This is a genomic window from Brevibacterium sp. 50QC2O2 (assembly GCF_024580675.1).
GTDB classification, from domain to species: domain Bacteria; phylum Actinomycetota; class Actinomycetes; order Actinomycetales; family Brevibacteriaceae; genus Brevibacterium; species Brevibacterium moorei.
Window position 1 is genome coordinate 39916 of sequence record NZ_JANIJZ010000016.1, and the last position, 21444, is coordinate 61359.

16 protein-coding genes and 1 pseudogene are annotated in these 21444 nt (G+C 66.7%); 6 read left to right on the top strand and 11 right to left on the bottom strand.

The features are described from left to right. From NQ038_RS12550 to NQ038_RS12560, 3 genes are read right to left on the bottom strand one after another with little or no spacing between them, the layout of a single operon-like run. The gene (locus NQ038_RS12550; protein ID WP_257049187.1) at positions 1-1689 is read right to left on the bottom strand and encodes an ABC transporter substrate-binding protein; all 1689 of its coding nucleotides are present in this window, start codon (positions 1687-1689) and stop codon (positions 1-3) included. Beyond that, positions 1686-2696: an ABC transporter permease gene (locus NQ038_RS12555; protein ID WP_257049188.1), complete on the bottom strand. Its 1011-nt coding sequence runs from the start codon at positions 2694-2696 to the stop codon at positions 1686-1688. The genes NQ038_RS12550 and NQ038_RS12555 overlap by 4 nt, the downstream gene beginning before the upstream one ends. Beyond that, positions 2693-3745: an ABC transporter permease gene (locus NQ038_RS12560; RefSeq protein ID WP_257049189.1), complete on the bottom strand. Its 1053-nt coding sequence runs from the start codon at positions 3743-3745 to the stop codon at positions 2693-2695. Before NQ038_RS12560 ends, NQ038_RS12555 begins: the two co-directional genes overlap by 4 nt. Before the next feature lie 162 nt (positions 3746-3907). Here NQ038_RS12560 and NQ038_RS12565 point away from each other — a divergent pair, with 162 nt between their 5' ends. Then, positions 3908-5203 (top strand): GNAT family N-acetyltransferase, encoded by a 1296-nt coding sequence (locus NQ038_RS12565; RefSeq protein ID WP_257062726.1) that lies wholly within the window; start codon positions 3908-3910, stop codon positions 5201-5203. A gap of 111 nt (positions 5204-5314) precedes the next feature. Here the strand turns inward: NQ038_RS12565 and NQ038_RS12570 are convergent, their stop codons facing one another. The 3 genes from NQ038_RS12570 to NQ038_RS12580 all read right to left on the bottom strand — a co-directional run bounded on the left by NQ038_RS12570 (position 5315) and on the right by NQ038_RS12580 (position 9449). After that, complete coding sequence (locus tag NQ038_RS12570) at positions 5315-5875, bottom strand: hypothetical protein (RefSeq protein WP_257062727.1); 561 nt, start codon at positions 5873-5875, stop codon at positions 5315-5317. Between the two features lie 131 nt (positions 5876-6006). Next, positions 6007-8691 carry an ABC transporter permease gene (locus NQ038_RS12575; RefSeq protein WP_257062728.1) on the bottom strand — a complete coding sequence of 895 codons (2685 nt, stop codon included), beginning with the start codon at positions 8689-8691 and terminating at the stop codon, positions 6007-6009. After that, positions 8688-9449 (bottom strand): ABC transporter ATP-binding protein, encoded by a 762-nt coding sequence (locus NQ038_RS12580; protein ID WP_373456823.1) that lies wholly within the window; start codon positions 9447-9449, stop codon positions 8688-8690. Before NQ038_RS12580 ends, NQ038_RS12575 begins: the two co-directional genes overlap by 4 nt. A gap of 329 nt (positions 9450-9778) precedes the next feature. On the opposite strand from NQ038_RS12580, the gene NQ038_RS12585 reads away from it, so the two are divergent. Continuing rightward, positions 9779-10030 carry a PLD nuclease N-terminal domain-containing protein gene (locus tag NQ038_RS12585; protein WP_257062729.1) on the top strand — a complete coding sequence of 84 codons (252 nt, stop codon included), beginning with the start codon at positions 9779-9781 and terminating at the stop codon, positions 10028-10030. A 132-nt stretch (positions 10031-10162) separates the two neighbouring features. Here the strand turns inward: NQ038_RS12585 and NQ038_RS12590 are convergent, their stop codons facing one another. Together NQ038_RS12590 and NQ038_RS12595 are read right to left on the bottom strand one after the other, a co-directional pair. Then, the gene (locus tag NQ038_RS12590; RefSeq protein ID WP_257062730.1) at positions 10163-10954 is read right to left on the bottom strand and encodes a response regulator transcription factor; all 792 of its coding nucleotides are present in this window, start codon (positions 10952-10954) and stop codon (positions 10163-10165) included. Further along, positions 10951-12372 (bottom strand): sensor histidine kinase, encoded by a 1422-nt coding sequence (locus NQ038_RS12595; protein WP_257049195.1) that lies wholly within the window; start codon positions 12370-12372, stop codon positions 10951-10953. The genes NQ038_RS12590 and NQ038_RS12595 overlap by 4 nt, the downstream gene beginning before the upstream one ends. Before the next feature lie 203 nt (positions 12373-12575). Between NQ038_RS12595 and serA the strand changes: the two genes are divergently transcribed. After that, on the top strand, positions 12576-14177 hold the full coding sequence (gene serA, locus NQ038_RS12600) for a phosphoglycerate dehydrogenase (protein WP_373456822.1): 1602 nt from the start codon (positions 12576-12578) through the stop codon (positions 14175-14177). 119 nt (positions 14178-14296) lie between these two features. Beyond that, on the top strand, positions 14297-14683 hold the full coding sequence (locus tag NQ038_RS12605; RefSeq protein ID WP_257062732.1) for a hypothetical protein: 387 nt from the start codon (positions 14297-14299) through the stop codon (positions 14681-14683). A 51-nt stretch (positions 14684-14734) separates the two neighbouring features. Here the strand turns inward: NQ038_RS12605 and NQ038_RS12610 are convergent, their stop codons facing one another. Beyond that, positions 14735-14947, bottom strand: coding sequence for a ChaB family protein (locus NQ038_RS12610; protein WP_257049906.1), 213 nt, complete (start codon positions 14945-14947; stop codon positions 14735-14737). Positions 14948-15120: 173 nt separating this feature from the next. Between NQ038_RS12610 and NQ038_RS12615 the strand changes: the two genes are divergently transcribed. Then, entirely contained in the window at positions 15121-17712 is a 2592-nt protein-coding gene (locus tag NQ038_RS12615) for an ATP-dependent Clp protease ATP-binding subunit (protein WP_257062733.1), read from the top strand. Positions 17713-17781: 69 nt separating this feature from the next. Here NQ038_RS12615 and NQ038_RS12620 read toward each other — a convergent pair whose 3' ends face one another. Next, positions 17782-19089 (bottom strand): MFS transporter, encoded by a 1308-nt coding sequence (locus NQ038_RS12620; RefSeq protein ID WP_257062734.1) that lies wholly within the window; start codon positions 19087-19089, stop codon positions 17782-17784. A gap of 224 nt (positions 19090-19313) precedes the next feature. Between NQ038_RS12620 and NQ038_RS12625 the strand changes: the two genes are divergently transcribed. After that, the gene (locus NQ038_RS12625) at positions 19314-20384 is read left to right on the top strand and encodes a YdcF family protein (RefSeq protein WP_257062735.1); all 1071 of its coding nucleotides are present in this window, start codon (positions 19314-19316) and stop codon (positions 20382-20384) included. 94 nt (positions 20385-20478) lie between these two features. Here the strand turns inward: NQ038_RS12625 and NQ038_RS12630 are convergent. Beyond that, a pseudogene (locus NQ038_RS12630) lies at positions 20479-21315 on the bottom strand (IS30 family transposase); the annotation flags it as partial. Positions 21316-21444 lie beyond the last annotated feature (129 nt).

Here is a 21444-nt window from a genome sequence, read left to right on the forward strand (position 1 = left end):
TCAGCCCTGCTTGAGCGAGGCCTTGAAGTACACGGGGTAGGCCGGGAACTTGCCGATGACGAAGTTCTCCACGCCCGAGCCGTGGATGAAGGTGTTCTTCGTGTAGATCAGCGGGACGATGGGAGCGTCTTCCATGATCAGCTTGTCCGCCTGTGCCCAGACCTGCCCGGCCTTGGTGCGGTCGACCTCTTCGGTCGCCTGCTTGATCAGCGCGTCGACCTTCTTATTGGAGTAGCGGGAGATGTTGTAGTTGCCCCCGCCGATCTGCGAGGAGTCGAACAGCGGCTGGATATTGCCATTGGCCGAGGGGAAGTCTGGCTGCCAGGAGCCCAGGTACAGGTCGTAGTCGCCCTTGGCATCGGTCGCATCGGCCTGCAGGGACTGCTGGTCCTCCGACTTGATCGACACCTCGATGCCCGCGCGGCCCAGCGACTGCTGGATCGATTCGGCCTGCGCGACGTTCGTCTGGTCGTTCTTCACCAGCAGCCGCAGCTTGCCCGGCTTCTGCCCGGATTCGGCCAGCAGGGACTTCGCCTTGTCCACGTCACCGGCGGCATCGGCCTGGTACAGGTCGTAGTCGGCGCGTCCGGGGATCCCCGGGGTGATGAGCGTCGAGGCGAAGTCGCCGGCGATCTCACCGCCGGCGGCCACCCGGAAGGCGTTCTTGTCCACCGCGTAGTTGATGGCCTGGCGCACCTTGAGGTCCTTCAGCGCCCCGCGCTTCGTGTTCATCGCCAGATAGGCCAGCGCCCCGTCGCCACTGGTGACCAGACGGTCCTTGGCCGCCGGGTTCTGCTGGGCCTGGGCCAGCTGCGAGGCGGGCACGAAGTCCGCGGAGAAGCCGTTCTTGGCATCCCCGGAATCGGAGATCAGCGACTGGGCCGACACAGTGATGTCCTGGCCCAGTTTGAAGGTCACGGTGTCGGGACCGGCGGTGCGCACGGGGTCGGTGTCCTTGTCCCAGTGCTCATTGCGCTCCAGCACCGCCTGATTGCCTGCGGTGTACTTCGCGACCCGGTACGGTCCCGATGCCACGGGCTTCTTGGTATAGGCCTTGATATCGTCCTTGGCCTTGGGCACCGGGGCGAAGGCCGGCATCGAGGCGATCCACGGGAAGTCGCCAAAGGCGGACTTCAGCGTGAAGACGATCGTCTTGTCGTCCGGGGTCTTGATCGAGTCGAGGTGCTTGCCGCTGTAGGGGCCGCGGTAGTCGTCCCCACCCACCAGCAGCGACTTGTGATATCCCAGGCCGCCGGAGAGCTCGGTGGAGAAGGAGCGCTCCAGCCCGTACTTGATGTCCTGGGCGGTGATCGTGGAGCCGTCCTCGTACTTCAGCCCGTCTTTGAGCTTGAAGGTCCAGGTCTTGCCGTCCTTGGACGGGGTGCCGGTGTCCTTGGCCAGATCGGGCACGACCTTGGTCTCCTTGCCGGGTTCGGCATCCCAGGTGGTCAGCCGGCGTTCGACCAGGCCCAGTGTGGTGATGGCCAGGTTCTGGCTCTTCGCGGGGTCCCATTCGATATCGGTGGCGCCCTGCATGATGGTCAGGTTGCCGCCGGACTGGGTTTCGCCCAGGTCCTGCCCGGCGTCGGAATCGCCGGAGAGGTCGTTGGCGTTGCAGCCGGTGAGCAGCAGGGCGGCAGCGGCCACCAGGGACGTCAGGCTCAGGCCGGTTCTGGTTGATTTCTTCATGCGTGTGCTCCGATTCTTGGGTCGAGGACGCTGTAGAGGATGTCGATGAGGAAGTTGGCCACGATGACGGCGGCCGCGGCGAACAGGGTCACGCCCACGACCACCTGCAGGTCGAGGTTGTTCACGGCGTCCAACAGCAGGGATCCCACACCTGCCAGGTTGAACACCTTCTCCGTGATGACGGTGCCGCCCAGCAGCGACCCGAAGTCCAGGGCGATGAGGGTGGCGATGGGCACGACCATATTGCGCAGGCCGTGGCGCACCACCACCGCGGATTCCCGCAGGCCGATGGCCCTGGCGGTGCGCACGAAGTCCTGTCCCAGGGTCTCCAGCAGGGTGCCGCGGGTCAGGCGGGTGTAGATGGCGGCGTTGATGATCGCCAGGGCCACCCACGGCATGATCAGGTGGTAGGCCCAGCCGGCCGGATTCTCCGTGAAGGCGACGTAGCCGCCGATCGGCAGGACGTTGAGGGTGAAGCCGAACAGCAGGATCAGCAGCAGCGCCACCAGGTAGCTCGGCGCGGACACTCCGAACACGGAGGCCCCCATGAGCAGCCTGTCTGTGGGCTTGCCGCGTTTGAGGGCGGCCCAGACACCTGCGCCCACGCCGGCGATGGTCCACAGCACGATCGCGCCGATCGCGATCGACAGGGTCACCGGCAGCCGTTCGCCCAACAGTCCGGTGACATCGGACTGGAGCCGGAAGGAGTAGCCGAAGCAGGGTGCCGCGCAGTGGATCGCGGTGGCGCCCGCCCCGAAGGTGCGGCCGGCGACGATGCCCAGCAGGAAGGCTCCCAATTGCGCGTACCAGGGCTTGTCCAGGCCCATATAGGTCTGGACCTCGGCCAGCCGGTCCGGCGTGCAGGGCTTACCGCAGGACAGCTGTGCCGGGTTGTTCGGCAGCAGGTAGAAGATCGCGAAACTGATGGTGGCGATGATGAGCAGCACCAGCACCGCCCCGCCTGCCCGGGCGGCCAGGAAGCGCAGGATCGACAGGGCGCGGTTCACTCTCTGCTCCCGTCCGCCGCCGAGGTGCCGGTCGGCTGGTCGCAGGAACCCGCCTCGGCCGCACCGGGCACCGCGGCGGGTGCGGCGGCGTCGCCGGCGGCCGCGGCCTCGGGAGCGCGGGCGGTGCGCTGGGGGTCGAGCGCATCGCGCAGCCCATCGCCCAGCAGGGTGAAGCCGAGGGTGACGCCGAACAGCGCCAGGCCCGGCAGTACCAGGTACATGGGATCGACCTGGACCCAGGAGATCGCGTCGGAGATCGACCGGCCCCAGCTGGGGGTGGGCGGGGCGATGCCCACGCCCAGGAAGCTCAGCGCGGCCTCGGACCCGATCTTGCCCGGGATCGAGGTCGTGGTGAACACGATGATGGTCGCCGCCAGATTGGGCAGCAGTTCGCGGGTCAGCACCCGCCAGGGGCCGATCCCGGCGGCGTTGGCCGCGCGTACGAAACCGCGCTCGCGCAGGCTCAGCGTTTCGGACCTGACGACCCGGGCGATCTGCGGCCAGCCGAACAGCCCGATGACCAGGATCAGCATGAGGGGACGGGGGAAGGAGTCGGGGACGACGGCGGCCAGTGCGATCGCGAAGATGAGGAAGGGGAAGCCGAAGACCACATCGGTGAACCGGCCCAGCAGCTTGTCCGTCCAGCCGCCGAAGTAGCCGGCGAACAGGCCGACGGCCACACCGATGACCACCGAGACCAGGGTCGAGGCGATGCCGATGAGCAGCGACACCTGGGAGCCCCAGGTGACGATGGCGAACAGGTCCCGGCCGGTGCGCGGCTCCAGACCGAACCAGTGGCCGCCTGAGGCCCCGCCCAGGGCACCCGCCGGCGCGGTGTCGGCTCCGAGCAGGTCCGTGTTGTAGGTGTAGGGGTCGTTACCGGTGAGCCAGGTGAACAGGGGAGCAGCCGGCATCATGAGCACGAAGAGCGCTACGAGGACCAGACCGGTCATCGCCGCATGGTCGTGCCGCAGCCGGGACCACAGGTCGCGCCATGCGGACCGTCCGGCCGCGGGCGCCTGTGGTGCAGTGGTGGTGGCGGCGTGCATGGTTCCCTTCATCGATGGTGTGCAAAGTCTGTGCGCCCGGTGTATGTGAGCGTAAACAGAAGACTATAACGGGTGGTATGAGGCGGATATTCCTTTATGTCATGCGGATCGGAAAGCTGTCATGGAGCTCACGCGCGCCGGGATCCGCGTTAGGCTGAGAACATGGCCGATTATCGCTTTGAGACATTTGAACCGGGGCTGGCCGATGGCGCCCCCGATGCCCAGACCACCGCGTACCTGCAGGCCGTTCAGGCGGGGTTCCACGAACCCCGGCTGGAAGAGGAGCCGCTGGGCGACAAGGTGCGCAGGTCGATGCTGGACGGCCGGAAGTTCACCGCCGCCTATGTCGACCGCCAGCCCGAATACGCCCTGGATCCGGCGGTTCCGGTGGCGACCTTCGCGCACTTCGAGAAGGAGTTCAACGTCGGCGGGGGGAACCTCGTCGACGCCCACCTGATCACCTGGGTGACGGTGCGGCCGACGCACCGGCGCCGGGGCCTGCTGCGCGCGCTGATGACACAGAACCTGGCCCACGCCGCCACCGCTGGTTATCCGTTCGCCGTGCTCACCGCGACCGAGGGCGGAATCTACCGGCGCTTCGGTTTCGGCCGGGCCACCTGGATCCAGCGGGTCGAGGTGGATACCTCACCCGGATTCGCCCTTGCGGTGGAACCGGACCGGCGGGTCGAAATGTGCGATCCGCAGGTGCTGCGCGAGCTGGCACCACAGATCTACGCGCAGTACATGCGCAAGTTCCCCGGGGCAGCCGGACGCCAACAGAGTTACGTCGAACGGGCCGCCGGCAGCCTCGATCTGGACACCGGCAAGCCGGATCCCAAGGTCCGGGCGGCCCTGCACTTCGATGAGGCCGGCGCTCCCGACGGTTTCGTCAGCTACAAGATCTCCGGGTGGGACGACTGGACGGCCACGATCGACATCATCGACCTGGTCGCCGTGTCCGATGCTGCCTACTCCGCCCTGTGGGGCTATCTGGGTGCGATCGACCTGGTCAACCGGGTCCGGTATCCGGCGGCGGCCACGGACTCGCCCCTGTCCTGGTTGCTGGCAGATCCGCGGCGGATGACGGTCAAGGCCGTGGAGGACTCCGAATGGCTGCGCATCCTCGACGTGCCCCAGGCTCTGGAGGCCCGGCCCTGGGGGCTGATGGGCAAGTTGACCCTGTCGGTCACGGATTCCCTGGGCTTCGGCGCGGGCGTCTTCGAGCTGACCGCGGCCGACGGTCGTGGCACCGTGGTCCGGCTGGCCGATGAACCCGATGATGCCAGGGCGGATCTGTCCCTGGACATCGCCGAATTGGGTTCGCTGTACCTGGGCGGGGCGGATCCCGCAGTGCTCTCGCGCGCCGGGCGGATCCGCGCGGCCCGGCCCGAGGTCGTGGCCCAGGCCCGCGCGATGTTCGCCCTGGAACGCCTGCCGTACAGCCCGAACGACTTCTGAGCCTGTTCGCGCGAACTCGGGCTCGTACGAACGCCGACCCGTCGATCTTCTCCGGTCTTCCTGCGTGGGGACGGAGATCATCGACGGGTCGGCGTCGTTTTATCTGCTGCCTCAGCCCGGATGCCCGGTCCCGAGCAGTGCCTCCCGGTAGGCGGCGGGCCGTTCACGCACCCAATCGGAGATGATCAGTCTTGCGGTGGAGGGCCGGCTGACATACGGTGCGGACAGCGGCAACACGATGATGGCGCGCAGGCCCTTTCCGGATTCGTGCGCAATGGCCTCGCGGACTCCGTCTGCTTTCTCCCGGTCAAAGGATTTGCCCGCTTCGCGCAGTGGCCACGACCAGGAGAAGAACGCCCGTTCGAAGGCCTCGGAGGCGATGGCCTCGACCGACCACGGAACGTCCTCGGCAGGGGGTTCGGGTAGCGGTGGTGCTGCGGTCGCCTTGCCGATCGCGTCCTCGGCGTAGGCGAGCTCGCGGGCTGCCCATAAGCCGTCCCAGCGTTCGGCTACGTTCTTCGGCGTGTGCGGCGGGGCGAGTCCCTCGATCGGAGTGATGCCGCGGGGATGGGGAATGCTGTGTCCCGAGTCCAGGTCGAAGACCTCGCGGGCGAATAGAAGTCGTAGCAGCCCGGTGGGCTTGGTGTCCAGAGCCGGATACAGCACCTTCATCTCTCCCTCCTCCATCTACGCCGACCTTTTCCAAAGCGGGTGCAGATAAACGCCGACCCGTCGATCTTCTCCGATTTCCTCAATGGAAACGAAAAAGATCGACGGGTCGGCGTGTTTCGATGCCGGGGTGATCAGGCGGACAGGCCCTCGGCCGGTTTGGTCCGGCTGACCGCGCGGGCCGGGATCAGGGATGCCAGCAGCGATGCCAGGATAGCGGCGACGATGACCGCGCCGATCTGCCCCCAGGGGATGCCGACGGTGATCGCGATCCTGTTCGTCTGGATGAGCGAGGAGATGCCCGCCCAGCTGAAGAGCAGGCCCAGTACCAGGCCCAGGATGATGGCGACCAACGCCATCAGCAGAGCCTCGACGGCGACCATCCAGGACACCTGCGAACGGGTCATGCCCATGGCACGCAGCAGTGCGGTCTCCCGCCTGCGCTCCATCACCGACAGCGACAGGGTGTTGGCCACCCCGACCACCGCGACCACCAGGGACGCGGCCAGCAGCACCAGGACGATCGCCAGGACCACGTTGATGATGTTGGACATGGTCACGCGCATAATGGCGCCTTCCTGATCCACCCGGTCATCGGCGTTCAGGGCGCTCGTCAGCTTCTGCACATCCGAGCTGGTGGCCTGGTCGGAGATCTCCGTCCACATCGCACCCTCGGACGCAGTGGGCTGCAGCTGGGAGAGGTCCGAAGTGTCCATTACGGCCTCGGCCCGGGGGATTCCATGGCCGGCCACGGCCTTGAGCTTGACTGTTCCGCGCTCGCCTTTGAAGGTGAACGTGCCCACGGGATCGCCTGTGGTGTACGAATCCGAATCACTCTTGAGTTCCCTTGCTTGGTCGTCGTTGATATAGACGGTGCCGGCCTGGGGAGTCAGATCCTTGCCTCTGGCCGCTTTGAGCGCTTGGGAATCCGGTGCCAGCGCTGTCAGCGCAAGGTCCTTGGACTGCCCTGCGGACTCTGCCGAGTCGTCTCCAGCCGGATTCTCGTCCGCGTCGGCGGCAGTCGGATCGGCGGTACCGGGCACTGTGACCTTGGCCCCGTCGAGGTGGGCGTGCGCTGAGACGATATCGGAGCCCTGGATGACCGACTGTTCGTGCTCGCTGGGCTGGGCGATCGACATATCGACCGCATTGCTCTCAGCCAGCGCGGCCTGCGATGTGGTCTTCATCGTCTGCGCGCCGATCATCATGGTCGAGACCAGGGTGACGCCGATCAGCAGCGCGGTGGTCGTCGACGCGGTGCGGCGCGGGGCCATCTTGATATTGCGGGCCACCAGGCCGATCGCTGGGGACCGGGTGATGGCGGAGAACAGATGCCCCAGCACCTGGACGAACGGTGGGACGATCACCCGGGTCAGCAGCAGGACACCGCAGAACAGCACGATGGCGCCGGGCAGGGCCAGCAGGATCTGGTGGGCGATGCCGCCGAAGACAGTGGCCACGAGGCCCACCAGGCTGACGATGCCGCCCAGAATCGCGCGGATCCAGGGGAATCCGGCATTGGGAGCGGGGATGTCCACGGGTGCCAGTGCCTGGATCGGCGTGACCTTGGTGGCCTTGCGGGCCGGGGTCAGGCAGGCCAGCACTGTCACGACCACACCCAGCACGGGACCGGCGATGGCCGCGGACACGGGCAGGGTGGCGATCTCGAATTCGCCCATCCAACTGCGGGCGAGGTACGAGAAGCCCACTGCCAGGCCCCAACCCAGCAATACGCCCAGGACGGAGCCGACCAGGCCCAGGACAAAGGCCTCGGCCAGGGTGGCGGCGCGGATCTGGCCGCGGGTAGCGCCGATGGCGCGCAGCAGGGCCAGGGTGCGGGTGCGCGATGCCACCAGAACCTGGAAGGTGTTCGCGATGACCAGGGCCGCGACGAACAGGGCGACGGCGCCGAAGGCCAAGACGATCGAGGTCAGGATGTTGGTGCCGCCGGAGAGCGTCTTGAGGTATTGGTCGACGACCTGTTCATTGGTCTGGACGGTGAAGCCCGCCGCCTGCAATCCCTCGAGGTCCTTGTCGACGACCTTGCCGCCGCGCTGCTTGGCCAGCAGATCGGCGAAGTCCTGGGCGACCTGAGATTGTGCTGTGGTGTCACCCGGGGTCTTGAGCACAATGCGCAGGGATTCGTAGTAGGAATCCCCACCCAGGGCGTCGAGGCCCGCGTCGTCGGTGTACACGGTGGGGTCGCCGCCGTCGCTGCCGCGCAGAATGCCGGTGACGGTCACGGTGGACTTCTTGCCCGTGTCCTTGGCCGTCTTGCCGGAGTCATCGGTTTCGGAGGCGAATCCGGTGGTGTCCAGGTTCACCTGCTGGCCCTGGGACAGGCCCAGGGATTTGCCCGTGTCCTGATACAGCATCACCTGGCCGGGCCCCTGAGGCGCCTTGCCGGAAACGAACTCATAGTGTCGTCCGATCGGGGTGGTGGCAGCCGTAATGTACTGTTCGACCCCGTCCATCTTCGTCAGCGCAGCGATTCTGCGGTCCGCCTGGGTCTGGGAGATCTGCGGGATCTGCTGCGCGTCGGTGGCGAGTTTCTTGGCCACCTTGGCGTCGAATTCGACCGGTTCGCCGGAGTCCGCCGCGTCGTCACCCGAGGACTCGGACATCATCGATTCGCTCGAGCTGATGATGACGTCGGAGCCGGCATAACTGCCCTGGGCGGTGGTGCGCATGGTCCGGTTGAAGGCATCGGACAGGGACAGGACGGTGGCGATGAACGCTACGGACACGAGGATCGCGATGCCGGCGGCCACCAACCGGCCGGCGCCCGTGCGCAGGAATGATTTGAGGATGTCGGTCATCGGGTGACCTCCATCATCGCCGCGGAGACCTGGTCGGCGCTGGGCCGGGCCATATCGCCGACCAGTCGGCCGTCGGCCAATAGGACCACTCGGTCGCCGGTCGCGGCCGCCGCCGGGTCGTGGGTGACCATGACGACCGTCTGCCCGAACTCGTCGACCGAGGCGCGCAGCAGTTCGAGGACCTCGGTACCGGTTGCGGAGTCGAGGTTGCCGGTGGGTTCGTCGGCGAAGATGACATCGGGGCGGGTCACCAGGGCACGGGCCACGGCGACGCGCTGCTGCTGGCCGCCGGAGAGCTCATGGGGTCGGTGTTTCAGGCGCTCGGTCAATCCCAGCATGCCGGTGATGCCGTTGAACAGTTCGCGGTCGACCGAGGTCTTGGCCAGGCGGCTGGGCAGCAGGATGTTCTCCTCGGCCGTCATCGCCGGAACCAGGTTGAAGGCCTGGAAGATGAAGCCCACGTGATTGCGGCGGACCTGGGTCAGCTGCTTCTCATTCAGGCTGGTGAGTTCGCGCCGACCCAGGAACACCTGGCCGGCGGTGGGGGAGTCCAGTCCGGCCAGGATGTGCATGAGCGTCGACTTGCCAGAACCGGACGGCCCCATGATGGTGGTGAACTGGCCGGCTGTGATGTCCAGGTTCAGGCCGCCCAGCGGTTGCACGGCCGCATCGCCGGTGCCGTAGGTCTTCGTCAGGCCGACCGCACGGGCGGCGGGGGCGTCGAAATTTTGTGTCGTGGTCACGGATGCTCCTCGGATCGGGGTGAGCCGGGTGGCTCATAGCGTTGGTCTCAACGCTATGCGGGGGACCGGGTGGGACACATCCTCTTGCAGGATGATTTTGTGCGTGTCGTGGCTCACCGGATATCCCCCGTGGGGAGTAGGGGAATCCCCACATGGGGCCGTCCGGTTGGGGGTGTCCGGGGTTCTTGGGTAGTGCGACGTCCCGTGCAGGCTCCGGCACTCATTCCATGGGCTGACATGCGTAGCCGGATTTCATCCTGTGGGTCGATGTGCGCTGCGGGCCGGCTGAGTAGCGTCGAAGATGACGAATCACACGACGTATATGAAGCGGAGGACTTCTTGTGATGATGTATCTGGCAAGTTCAGCAGGCGCCACTGATAATTCGGGCCTGGGGTTCCTGGTCTTGGTGTTCATGGGCCTGGCCGTGATCGCCTGGCTGGCATTGTTCATTGCGGCACTCATCAGCATCGTGATGTCGCCCAACCTGACCCTGGGCGGCAAGCTCCTCTGGGTCATAGCGGTCTTCGCTTTCCCATTCCTGGGTTCCCTGGTCTGGTTCATCTGGGGCCGGAGTGCTCAGTTGAACAGGAGTTAGCGGAAACGAGCAGGCGCTTTGGTCTGAATGTACCGTCTCGGAACGGACTAAAGTGCCTGCGCAACAAGAGGGAATACGGTTTAACATACCGGAGTCGATGCGTCCCATGTCATAATGACATGCTCATGTCATTCAGTCGGCGATTCCGGCCCGGTAGGCGAAGACCACCGCCTGGACCCGGTCGCGGGCACCCAGCTTGGAGAACACCCGGCCCACATGGGTCTTCACCGTCGCTTCCGACACTGACAGCGCATCGGCGATCTCCTTGTTCGACCGGCCAGTGGCGATCTGCTTGAACACATCCAGTTCGCGTTCGGTCAGCGTCCCCACCGCCTCGCGCAGCCGGACCGTTTCGGCATCCTCGGCGGTTTCATCTGCAGCGCCGCTGCCGCTCGCCCCGGCAATCTGTGCGCCCGTCTGAGATGCTGCACCGCTCGACCCGGTGGGGGCCTCGGCCTGCGCGGGCCCGCCACCACTGAGCCCACCCGCGTCCAGCAATCTGCGCGTGGTGGTGGGCGCGATGACCGCGCCGCCGCGCACCACGGTGCGGATCGCATCCAACAACACCTCCGGCTGGGTGTCCTTGAGGAGGAAGCCCGAGGCCCCCGCCTGCAAAGCGCGCAGCGCGTAGTCGTCCGTGTCGAAGGTCGTGAGCACGATGATCTTCGGCCGGTAGCCATCGGGCCCGGCTGGCAGGCCCAGGATCTCGCGGGTCGCCTGGATGCCGTCGCCCGAGGGCATCCGGATGTCCATGAGCACCACCCGTGGGCGATACCGCAGGGTCGCGGCGATCGCCTCGGCGCCGGTGCCGGCCTGGGCGATCACCTGCAGGTCCGGCTGCGAATCGATGACCATCTGGAAACCCGTGCGCAGCAGCGCCTGGTCATCGGCCAACAGCACGGTGATGGGTTCGGTCTCGCTCATGCGCGGGTCCTTTCGATCGAGGCCAGGGGCAGCAGAGCCGTGATGTGGAAGCCGGAGGGGTCGGCGGTGTGCGCGACGGTGCCGCCATAGAGTCTGGCCCTCTCATCCATGCCCCGCAAACCGGAGCCCCGGCCGTCGTCGTGGGCCACGGCGGACAAGCCGGTCACAGCATCCCCGGTGGAAGGGTCGGAGTGTGGTCCGGGGGCCGCGGCGCCGCCGGTCTCGGCCTCGGCTACCGCCTCGGCGCCGGCCCGACCGGCTGTCGGCTCGGCAGGCCCCGAATCGTCGACGCGGATCAGCAGGGCGTCCTCGGCCCGGTCGACCGTCAAACGGACCGCGGCGTGGGCGCCGGGGCCGGCGTGCTTGAGCGTATTCGTCAAGGCCTCCTGCACGATCCGGTAGACCGCCAGGCCCGCACCGGACGTCAGCTCCGGCAGGGAGCCGAGGTCGGCCAAGAGGTCCACATCGACCCCGGCCGCCCGCACATCGCCCACCAGATCGGGCAGATCCGCGACCTGGGGCAGCGGTGCACTCTGGGATTCGGCATCGGCCGAACGCAGTACCCCGAGCATCTGGCGCATCTGGGTCAGCGCCTCGCGGCCGGTGTCGCCGATGGTCCTGAAAGCCTCCTGGGCACGTGCCGGGTCGACGGCCGCCACGAAGCGACCGCCATCGGACTGCGCGATCATCACCGACATGGAATGGGACACGATATCGTGCATCTCCCTGGCGATCCGCAGCCTCTCGGCATCGGCGGCCAGCCGCGCCTCGTGTTCGCGTTCGCGCTCCAAGAGGTCATTGCGCTCGCGGATCGAGGTGGCTTCGTTCCGGCGGCGCCGCCGGATATCGCCCAGCAGCCAGGCGACCGAGACGATAGCCGCGCACAGCCCGCAGGCCAGGCCGGCCAGGACGAACGCTCCCATGCGGTCGGTGTCATCGGAGATGGCCGGCGGGAGGAAAAGGAGCGCGAGGGTGAGACCTCCCAACAGCAGGGCCCCGAGATAGCCGAGGCAGGCGAAGACCGTGCCCCAGCGCCGGGGCGCGTAGACCACAGTCGTGTAGACCGTGATGGGAACGGCCACATAGTGCAGATCGGGCGTCGCTCCGAACGTCAGTGAGCACAGCGCCAGAGCCACCATCGTCCAGGCGATGAGCACCGGCCAGATCCGGCGCACGGCCAGGATCGCGCACATCGCCACGGTCACCCAGAAGCGCAGCACGGACAGGGTGGGACCGAAGGATTCCGGCCACCAGATCGGTGCGCCTCGCACGCTGCTCAGGTAGAGATCTCCAGAGATCAGCAGCTGCACCAGGGTCAGCGGTAGCGCGATGAACAGGGCGTCGAAGGCCCACGGATACCGGTCCAGCCCGCGCGCCACCTTGATATGCCAGGGGGTGCGCCCGAGGAACTCGCTCATGGCCCCAACTGTACGTGGGAGAGCGGGCCGGGCCGGACCTCGGTCGCGGGCAGATCTGCCCAGCCGGGACTCCGGCCGCCCGAATCCTGAACCGGTCGGAGCCGGCCGGCAGGGGATCGCTAGACTTGGGAACGGCCCCGCCGTGGCCCACACGCGCACGCCCGGCCATGCTCACCCAGCATCACACTGTAAAAGGAGACACAGTGGCCAAGCCCGTTGTGCTGATCGCAGACAACCTCTCACCTGCCACCATCGACGCCTTAGGGCCCGATTTCGACATCCGCACGTGCAAGGGTTCGGACCGCGGCGAACTCATCCCCGCACTGGCCGGAGTCGACGCCGTGCTGATCCGGTCCGCCACCCAGATGGACGCCGAGGCCATCGCCGCCGCGGATTCCCTCAAGGTCATCGCCCGCGCCGGCGTGGGCCTGGACAATGTCAACGTCCCCGCCGCCACCAAGGCCGGCGTGATGGTCGTCAACGCCCCGACCTCGAACATCCTGTCCGCCGCGGAACTGACCATGGCGCACATCCTGGCCGCCGCCCGCAACCTGGGCGCCGGCAACTCCTCGCTCAAGGCCGGGGAGTGGAACCGCTCCAAGCTGACCGGCGTCGAACTGTTCGAGAAGACCCTGGGCATCATCGGCCTGGGCCGGATCGGCGGACTCATCGCCGAACGCGCCAAGGCCTTCGGGATGAAGCTGGTCGGCTACGACCCCTACATCTCGCAGCAGCGCGCCGCACAGATGGGTGTGACGGTGCTGAGCCTGGACGAACTGCTGGCGCAGTCGGACTTCATCACGGTGCACATGCCCAAGACCCCGGAGACCATCGGCATGATCTCCGATGAGCAGTTCAAGCTGCTCAAGCCCACCGCGCGCATCGTCAACGTGGCCCGCGGCGGCATCATCGACGAGGCAGCACTGGCCCGCGCCCTGTCCGAGGGGCGCGTGGGCGGCGCCGGGATCGACGTGTGGGACCAGGAGCCGCCGCAGGACTCGCCGCTGCTGGCCGGGGACTTCCCGAACCTCAACGTCACCCCGCACCTGGGCGCCTCGACCGTGGAGGCACAGGAGAAGGCCGGCATCGCAGTCGCCAAGTCGGTCCGCCGCGCGCTGGCCGGGGAACTCGTCCCCGACGCCGTCAACGTCGCCGGTGGTGCGATCGACCCCGATGTGCGCCCCGGCGTGCCGCTGGCCGAGCGCCTGGGCCGGACCCTGACCGCGCTGGCCGGTGGCGACGCCATCACGCACCTGCGCGTGGAGATCCACGGCGAGATCGCGGACAAGGACGTGTCCGTGCTCAAGCTCTCGGCCCTCAAGGGCGTGTTCATGGACCTGGTCTCGACGCCGGTGTCCTATGTCAACGCCCCCGTGCTGGCCGAGGAGCGCGGCGTGACAGTGGAACTGGTGCAGGACAAGGAGGTCGAGTACTTCCGCAATGAGACCGTGCTGATCGCCACGACCTCGGCCGGGCGCCGGGTCCGCGTGTCCGGCACCGTGACCGGTCCCAAGCTGGTGCAGAAGCTCACGGGCGTGTCCGACTACGAACTGGAGATGCCGCTGAGCGACCACCTGGTGGTCTTCGAATACACCGACCGTCCCGGCATCATCGGCCAGCTGGGCCAGGCCCTGGGCCGCGTGAACATCAACATCGCCGGCATGCAGGTCTCGCCCTCGGCCGATGAGACGAAGGCCCTGGCCGTGCTGGCCGTGGACTCCATCGTCGAGGACGCGGTCGTGTCCGCCGTGGCCGGCGCAGTGGATGCCGCGTACTTCGCGCTGGTGGACCTGACGGAGGACTGAGCCGCACGGCCACTTCGGCCCTTCGGGTTCTCCGAGCCTTGACACCGCGGATGCGGCTGGTATCGTGCGGGGCACATAGGAGACGTCGTCGATTTCGAATCCACTGAGGAGGGATGACGATGACCATCCAGAAGAAACTCCGCAACGCAGTCGGCGCGGTCGAGGACACACTCGACAAGTACATTGCCGGACCGGACGTGACCACAGGTCAGCGTCCCGGCTATGTCGAGGACGACTCGGAGAAGCACCTGCGGGAAGTCGCAGACGCCCACGGGGACCGGCTGCTCGAACAGCCCGACGGTTCGCACATCGTCGAAGAGGTCTCTGCGGAACCCGGACCGGAGATCGTCCGCGAGTACCCTGCCGGCGATCAGCTGACGGCCGAAGCCGAAGAGGCCGAGGAAGCCGCCGAAGTCTGGGAGCACGATGATGCGGTCGTCGACGAATGGGAAGTCGAGTCCTTCCCGGCCAGTGATCCACCGGCGAGTGATCCCCGGATCGGCTGAATGCCATCCGATAGCTCTGGCGCATAGCCCTCTCGCAGCGGCGGGCCGTTTTCAGTCCTTGGGCTCCCAATGGTCGCCGACCTTGTGGTGCGTGTGTTCCAGGGCAGCATAGGCGACCTTATGGGCCTGTTCCTCGTTGCCGTATTCGGCCAGGGCCGAATCGTGGGCCTTCGCGAATGTCCGCTGCGCCTTCTCATCGGAGCGCAGCAGAGTATCCGGCAGCTCGGATTTCCTGGGCCGTCCCGACCCTGTGGTCTTGGGCATCCTCATCATCTCCTGAATGCGTCATTGCCGTTGGGCGTCGTGCGGGGAGTTGTCCGGGAAGTAGTGCCACCAACCGTACCGCGGATCCGGCGGGAATAGAACACCCGTCCTGCGGTGTTAGTTGAGTCGTACGCACTCAAGTCTAGGTTTTCACCATAGAAAAGGGAGGAAACATGGCCACATTCTATGGACCCCAGGGCAGCGGCGGCGACTCGTTCGAGGAGTTCCTCGCCCGCATCTTCCAGGGCCAGGGACAGAATCGCCAGGGCCGCGCGATCGACATCTCGCGGCAGCTGAGCAAGAAGACCAGGGAACTCATCGACGCCGCCGGCCGTTATGCGGTCGACCATGGCCACGCCGAGGTCGACACCCTGCACATCCTGCACACCATGCTGGGAGACGATCCGGCGGCTGGATCCGTCCGGGCCGCGGGCGCGGATCCGGCCGCACTGGCCGAGGCCGTGGAGGAACGGCTGCCGGCCGCCTCGGACAAGGAGGTCGAGGGCAAACCCACGCTGACCGGCGCAGCCCAGCGCGCGCTGCTCGACGCCTTCCAGGTGGCACGCGCCTTCGGGTCGACCTATATCGATCCCGAACACCTGTTCTTCGCCCTCGTGCTCAACCAGGACATGCCCGCCGGGCGCATCCTGGCAGCCGCCGGCGTCACCCAGTCGTCCCTGCAGGCCGCGGCCGCGGGCGCCCGGCAGTCCGCCGAGCAGCAGGGGCAGCAGTCCGGGGGACAGCAGGGCACGGCCCCTGACGACGAGGGCTCTCTGTTGCAGAAATACGGCACGGACCTGACTGCGCTGGCGGCCGAGGACGGGCTGGACCCGGTGATCGGCCGGTCCGAGGAGATCGAACAGACCATCGAGATCCTGGCGCGGCGAACCAAGAACAACCCTGTGCTCATCGGTGAACCCGGCGTGGGCAAGACCGCGATCGTCGAGGGCCTGGCCCAGGCGATCACCGAGGGCTCGGTCCCGGCCCAGCTGGCGGGCAAGCGCGTGGTGGCACTCGATCTGCCCGGCATGATCGCCGGCACCCGGTACCGCGGCGACTTCGAGGAGCGCCTGACCGGGGTGCTCGAGGAGATCGCCCAGTCCGGAGATGCGATCGTCTTCATCGACGAGTTGCACACCGTGGTGGGCGCCGGCGGCTCCGGCGAGTCGAACTCGATGGATGCCGGTAATATCCTCAAGCCGCGCTTGGCCAGGGGCGAACTGCACCTGGTCGGGGCGACGACCCTGCAGGAGTTCCGCACGATCGAGAAGGACGGCGCGCTGGCACGTCGCTTCCAGCCGGTGACGGTCGGGGAGCCCTCGGTCGAGGACGCGGTGCAGATCCTGAGCGGACTGGCAGACAAGTACGCGCAACACCACGGGGTGGTCTATACGCCCGAGGCGATCCGCGCGGCCGTCGAACTGTCCCACCGCTACATCACCGACCGCTACCTGCCGGACAAGGCGATCGACCTGATCGACCAGGCCGGTGCGCGCTTGTCCCTGCGGCGCGGGCCGAAGGTCGACACCGCCGCCCTGCGGGCCCGCCTGGGGGAGCTGGAGGCGGAGAAGAACTCCGCCATCAGCTCGGAGCACTTCGAGCGGGCCGGCGAGATCCGCGACGAGATGGCGGAGCTGACCCGCGAACTCGACGCGGCGACGACGGGCGCCAAGCCGGGTACGGCCTCGGCGCCGGGGTCCGCGGCCGGAGAGCCGCAGACGGTCGACGCGCAGCAGATCGCCGAGGTCGTGGCCAGGGCCACCGGCATCCCCGCCGCCCGCATGACGCAGGAGAAGAAGACACGCCTGGCGCATCTGGAGGACGAACTGCACGAGCGTGTGATCGGGCAGGACGACGCCGTCGCGGTGGTCTCGCGTGCGATCCGGCGCAATCAGACCGGCCTGGGGGATCCCGCGCGGCCGATCGGCAGCTTCCTGTTCCTGGGCCCCACGGGCGTGGGCAAGACGGAGCTGGCCAAGGCGCTGGCCGGGTCGCTGTTCGACGATGAGTCCGCGCTGATCCGCTTCGATATGAGCGAGTTCGGCGAGCGCCACACCGTCTCCCGTCTGGTCGGCGCGCCCCCGGGATACGTCGGCTACGACGAGGCCGGGCAGTTGACCGAACGGGTGCGGCGCAATCCGTACTCGATCGTGTTGCTCGACGAGGTGGAGAAGGCACACCCGGACGTGTTCAACATGCTGTTGCAGGTCCTCGACGACGGGCGGCTGACCGACGGGCAGGGGCGCACGGTGGACTTCAGGAACACTGTGGTCATCATGACGAGCAACCTGGGCAGTGAGTTCATCGCGGCATCGGGTGCGCCGTTGGGGTTCAGCTCTGCGGCGGCGGGCGCGGGTGATTCCGAGTTGCGCGCCAAGGTGATGGGCCGGCTCAAGGAGGTCATGCGCCCTGAGTTCCTCAACCGGATCGACGACACGGTGATGTTCACCAAGCTGGACCGGTCGCAGCTGCGCCGCATCGTCGACCTGCAGCTGGCCGAGGTCCGCGAGCGCCTGGCCGCGCAGGACATCGCCTTGGAGATCGACGGATCCGCGCTGGACCTCTTGGCCGATCATGGCTACGAGCCGGAGTACGGTGCCCGGCCGCTGCGCCGGGTGATCCAGCGCGAGCTCGACGACGCGATCGCCGATCTGCTGGTGACCGAGGCCGCGGACGCCGGGTCGACCGTGCGGGCCACCGCGGTGGATGGTCGCCTGGTCGTCACAGCGGATGAGCCGGCCGGGTCTGCGCCCGTCGCAGGCTGAGCCCCCAGCCGGACACACAAAGCCCCCTGTGTTGTGGATATCCACAACACAGGGGGCTTTGTGTGTTGCTCAGGCGACCGTTTCGCGTGCAGCGGGCGCCTTGGCGCCGGCGTGCTGCTTGTGGCCGTGTGCGAAGTGGTAGAAGATGCCGGCGGCCACGACGATGACGGCCAGAATGCCGTACATCAGGGCGTAGCCGGTCTGGGCGACCAGGATGCCCAGGGCGATCGGCCCCAGGCCCACGCCCACATCGGTCAGCAGCAGCAGGGTGGAGATGCCGGTGCCCAGCTTGTCGGCGGACACCAGGTTCACGGCGATCGCCTGGCTGGCGGGCATCAGCGTGCCGTAGCCCAGGCCGGTCAGAGCGCCGGCCACGACGATCTCCCAGTTGGTATTCGCGATGGCCAGCAGTGCCAGGGCGAGTGCGAAGAAGACCAAGCCCAGGTAGACGACGATGTTGTCGCCGTGCTGATCCTGCACTTTGCCGAGGACGAAGCGCATGACGAGCATGGCTCCGGCGTAGGCGATGAAGAAGAACCCGGCGCCGGTGACCACGTCGCGCTGTTCGGAATAGCTGTTGAGGTAGGTGATGACTCCGGCGTAGCACAGGCCGACGAGCAGCATGAAGCAGCCGATCGGGATGACCGCGGGGTGGGCGATATCGCGCAGCGAGAACGAGGCCTTGGGCTCGGCCGCGCGGGCGGCCTTGCGCTGGACCTTCTGTTCCGCGTCCAGGGACTGGTGGGTCACCAGGTGCAGGACGAGGCCCAGCACCATTCCGACGACGGCGACGCCCAGGGCGATCAAGAACAGCATCGTGTAGTCGAAGCGGTTGACGATGATGAGACCCAGGGCGGGTCCGAAGGCGCTGGCCAGGGTGGCGCTGACTGCGAAGTAGCCGGTGCCCTCGGCGCGCCGGGCCGCCGGGATCGTCGTCTGCGCCATGGCCATCGCCGCGGTTCCGGCGAAGGCATAGCCCAGGCCGTGGACGAACCGGACGATCAGCAGCAGCGACAGGGAGTTCGCCGGGACGTAGAGCGCGCAGATGACGGCGACGACGATGAGCGCCACCAGCAGCGTCCTGCGCTGGCCCAGGGTGTCGACGACATAGCCGGTGAACAGGCGGGCGACGGTCGCGCCGATGACGAAGGCGCTGGAGGCCAGACCACCGGTGGTGTCCGAGGCCGCGAACTGCTTGATCGCGTAGAGAGCCATGGTGGTGACCAGGCAGTAGAAGACAAGGAACTGGCTGAAGTTGATCAGCCAGGCCATCATGAAGGTGGGCGTCAGCAGGCGGGGCTTGGAACCAGTGGCCTTCTTCTGCGCATGTCCGGGGGAATCCGTGGTGCTGGTGGTGCCGAGGGTGTCGTGGCTCAACGACGAAGCGCCTTCCTTTCTGGAGGGACGAGAACGGTGTCTCACAGTGGTGGCCCGGGCCGAAGCGGGCGAATTCTATCAAAAGAACTATATAACTTAATACTATACCGGTTGTGGGGCGGGGCCCCAGTGGGGTCGGACACGCCGTTGTGAGGTGTCATCGTGTTGGGGTTGATCGCGCTGCGTTCAGGCACGCCAGCCCTGCCGCATGAAAGACTGGAAGGGTGTTCGACGCCGTGCTTGCCGTTCTCCTCTGGTTCCTGTATCTGCGGATGCGAGCCGGTGATCCTCGGCGCCTGCGCATCGCGGTGACGCTGGTATGCGCGGTCTGGTTCACGGCACTGGCCGTCTTCGAAATCCTGTTCTATCTGGGGCTGAACGTCTACATCCTGCTGATGGTCGCGGCACTGCTGGCACCGTTCTCCATCCTGGCCCTTGCCTTCGTGCTCCTGCGCAATGGACTGCAGATGATCCGCAAGGAGGGCCGCTCGCTGGGCAATTCCCTTGCCGGGCTGCTGGGCCTGGTGGTGCTGGCGATGCCCGTGCTGGGACTTGTGGTCGTTTTCGCCTTCGGTAATGCCGGGATCGGACTGGCGCTGCTCATGCTCTACGGCTGTGCTCAGGTGGGGTTGACGTTTCTGGTCTTCCTCGTCTTCACCGGCTGGTACGCGCGCCGGCCGACGCGCACGGATCCCGACGCCGTGGTGGTGCTCGGTTCCGGGCTGATCGGAGGCCGCGTGCCGCCGCTGCTGGCCTCACGCTTGGATTTGGGACTGGCCTGGTTCCGGCGCCTGCGCGGTGCGGGATGGACGGGGCCGCTCATCCCATCGGGAGGGCGGGGTCCGGATGAGCCGCGGGCGGAGTCCGAGGCCATGGCCGAATACCTGCTGGAACGACTGGCCGAGGACTGCGGGGGAGGAGAGGCGGGGCAGGAGTGCGCGGGTTCGGTCGCGGGCGGCGCGGATGTGATCGCCGAGGACCGCTCGCGCACCACGGAGGAGAACCTGCGTTTCTCCCGCAGGATCGCCGACGCCGAGGTCGTGCGCCGGGACGTGCCCGCGACCGGCCATCTGCTGGTCGCCACGAACGGGTATCACGTTCCGCGGGCCGCGCTGCTCTCGCGCAGAATCGGAGTGGACGCGGATGTGCTCGGGTCGAAGACCGCGCGCTATTACGTGCCCAGTGCCTTCATCCGGGAGTTCGCCGCTGTCGTGCTCATGCACAAATGGCTGCACGTGCTGCTGGCACTACCCGGCCTGGCCGCCGGGATCTGGTTCATCCTGGTCTTCATCTGAGTCGGCGCGCCCGCTGGGCACAAGATTGGGCCGTTTGTTTCAGATTGGGCTGTTCGAACGGCGGTTTCAGGGGGTGGTTGCAACACCGGTGTGCTCAGGCCTCAAGGACCTCCCGCATCCGCTCCGCGGGCGTACGCCATTCTAGCGTCTTCCTCGGCCGATCATTGAGCTCGTTTTCAACGTACTCAAGATCGGCCGGGCCATACACGGACAGGTCCGTTCCCTTGGGAAAGTACTGACGCAGTAATCCATTCGTGTTCTCATTCGTTCCACGCTGCCACGGGGAATGAGGATCACAAAAATACACGTCCATACCAGTCAACATCTTCACGGACACGTGTTCCGCCATTTCCGCCCCCTGATCCCATGTAAGAGAACCCCGAACGGACTCCGGTAACGTCTTCACCTTCTCAACGATCGCGTCACGCACATGCAGGGCAGTATGCCCATCGGGCAGATGCAAAAGCATGGTGAAGCGTGTATTCCGTTCGACCAGAGTCCCAATAGCGGTTCTATTCTGCGCTCCGGTGATCAGGTCTCCTTCCCAATGCCCGGGAATGGCGCGATCCTCGATTTCCGGTGGACGCTCACTGATCATGATCATGTCGTCCTTGAAACGTGGAGTCCGCTGATCCTGACGTTTCTGCGGTTTGCGTTTCACCCTGCCCGTCCGCAATCTCTGCTGGACGTCACGCTTCAAACTGCCGCGGGCCTGGACGTAGATGGACTGGTAGATCGTCTCGTGACTCACGCGCATGCTCTCGTCGTCGGGGTAGTCCACTACGAGCCTATGACAGATCTGTTCGGGTGAACGATGCCGGGCCAGGCCGTCTTCGACGACATCGCGCAGGCGCGTATTGGTTGCCAGTTTCATCACCTTCGGACGAGCGCGGTTCCTCGCCGCGTGATGGTGTGCATGATACGGGTGATACTGGCTCTTCCGGATTGAGGGTGTAGAGAATTATCCGACAGGGGTAGGTGTGTCGTAGGGGGTGTGAAGAAGGCCCCGCGGTGAGAATGGGAATTGTCTAGAAACCGATTCCTCACCACAAGGCCTTCG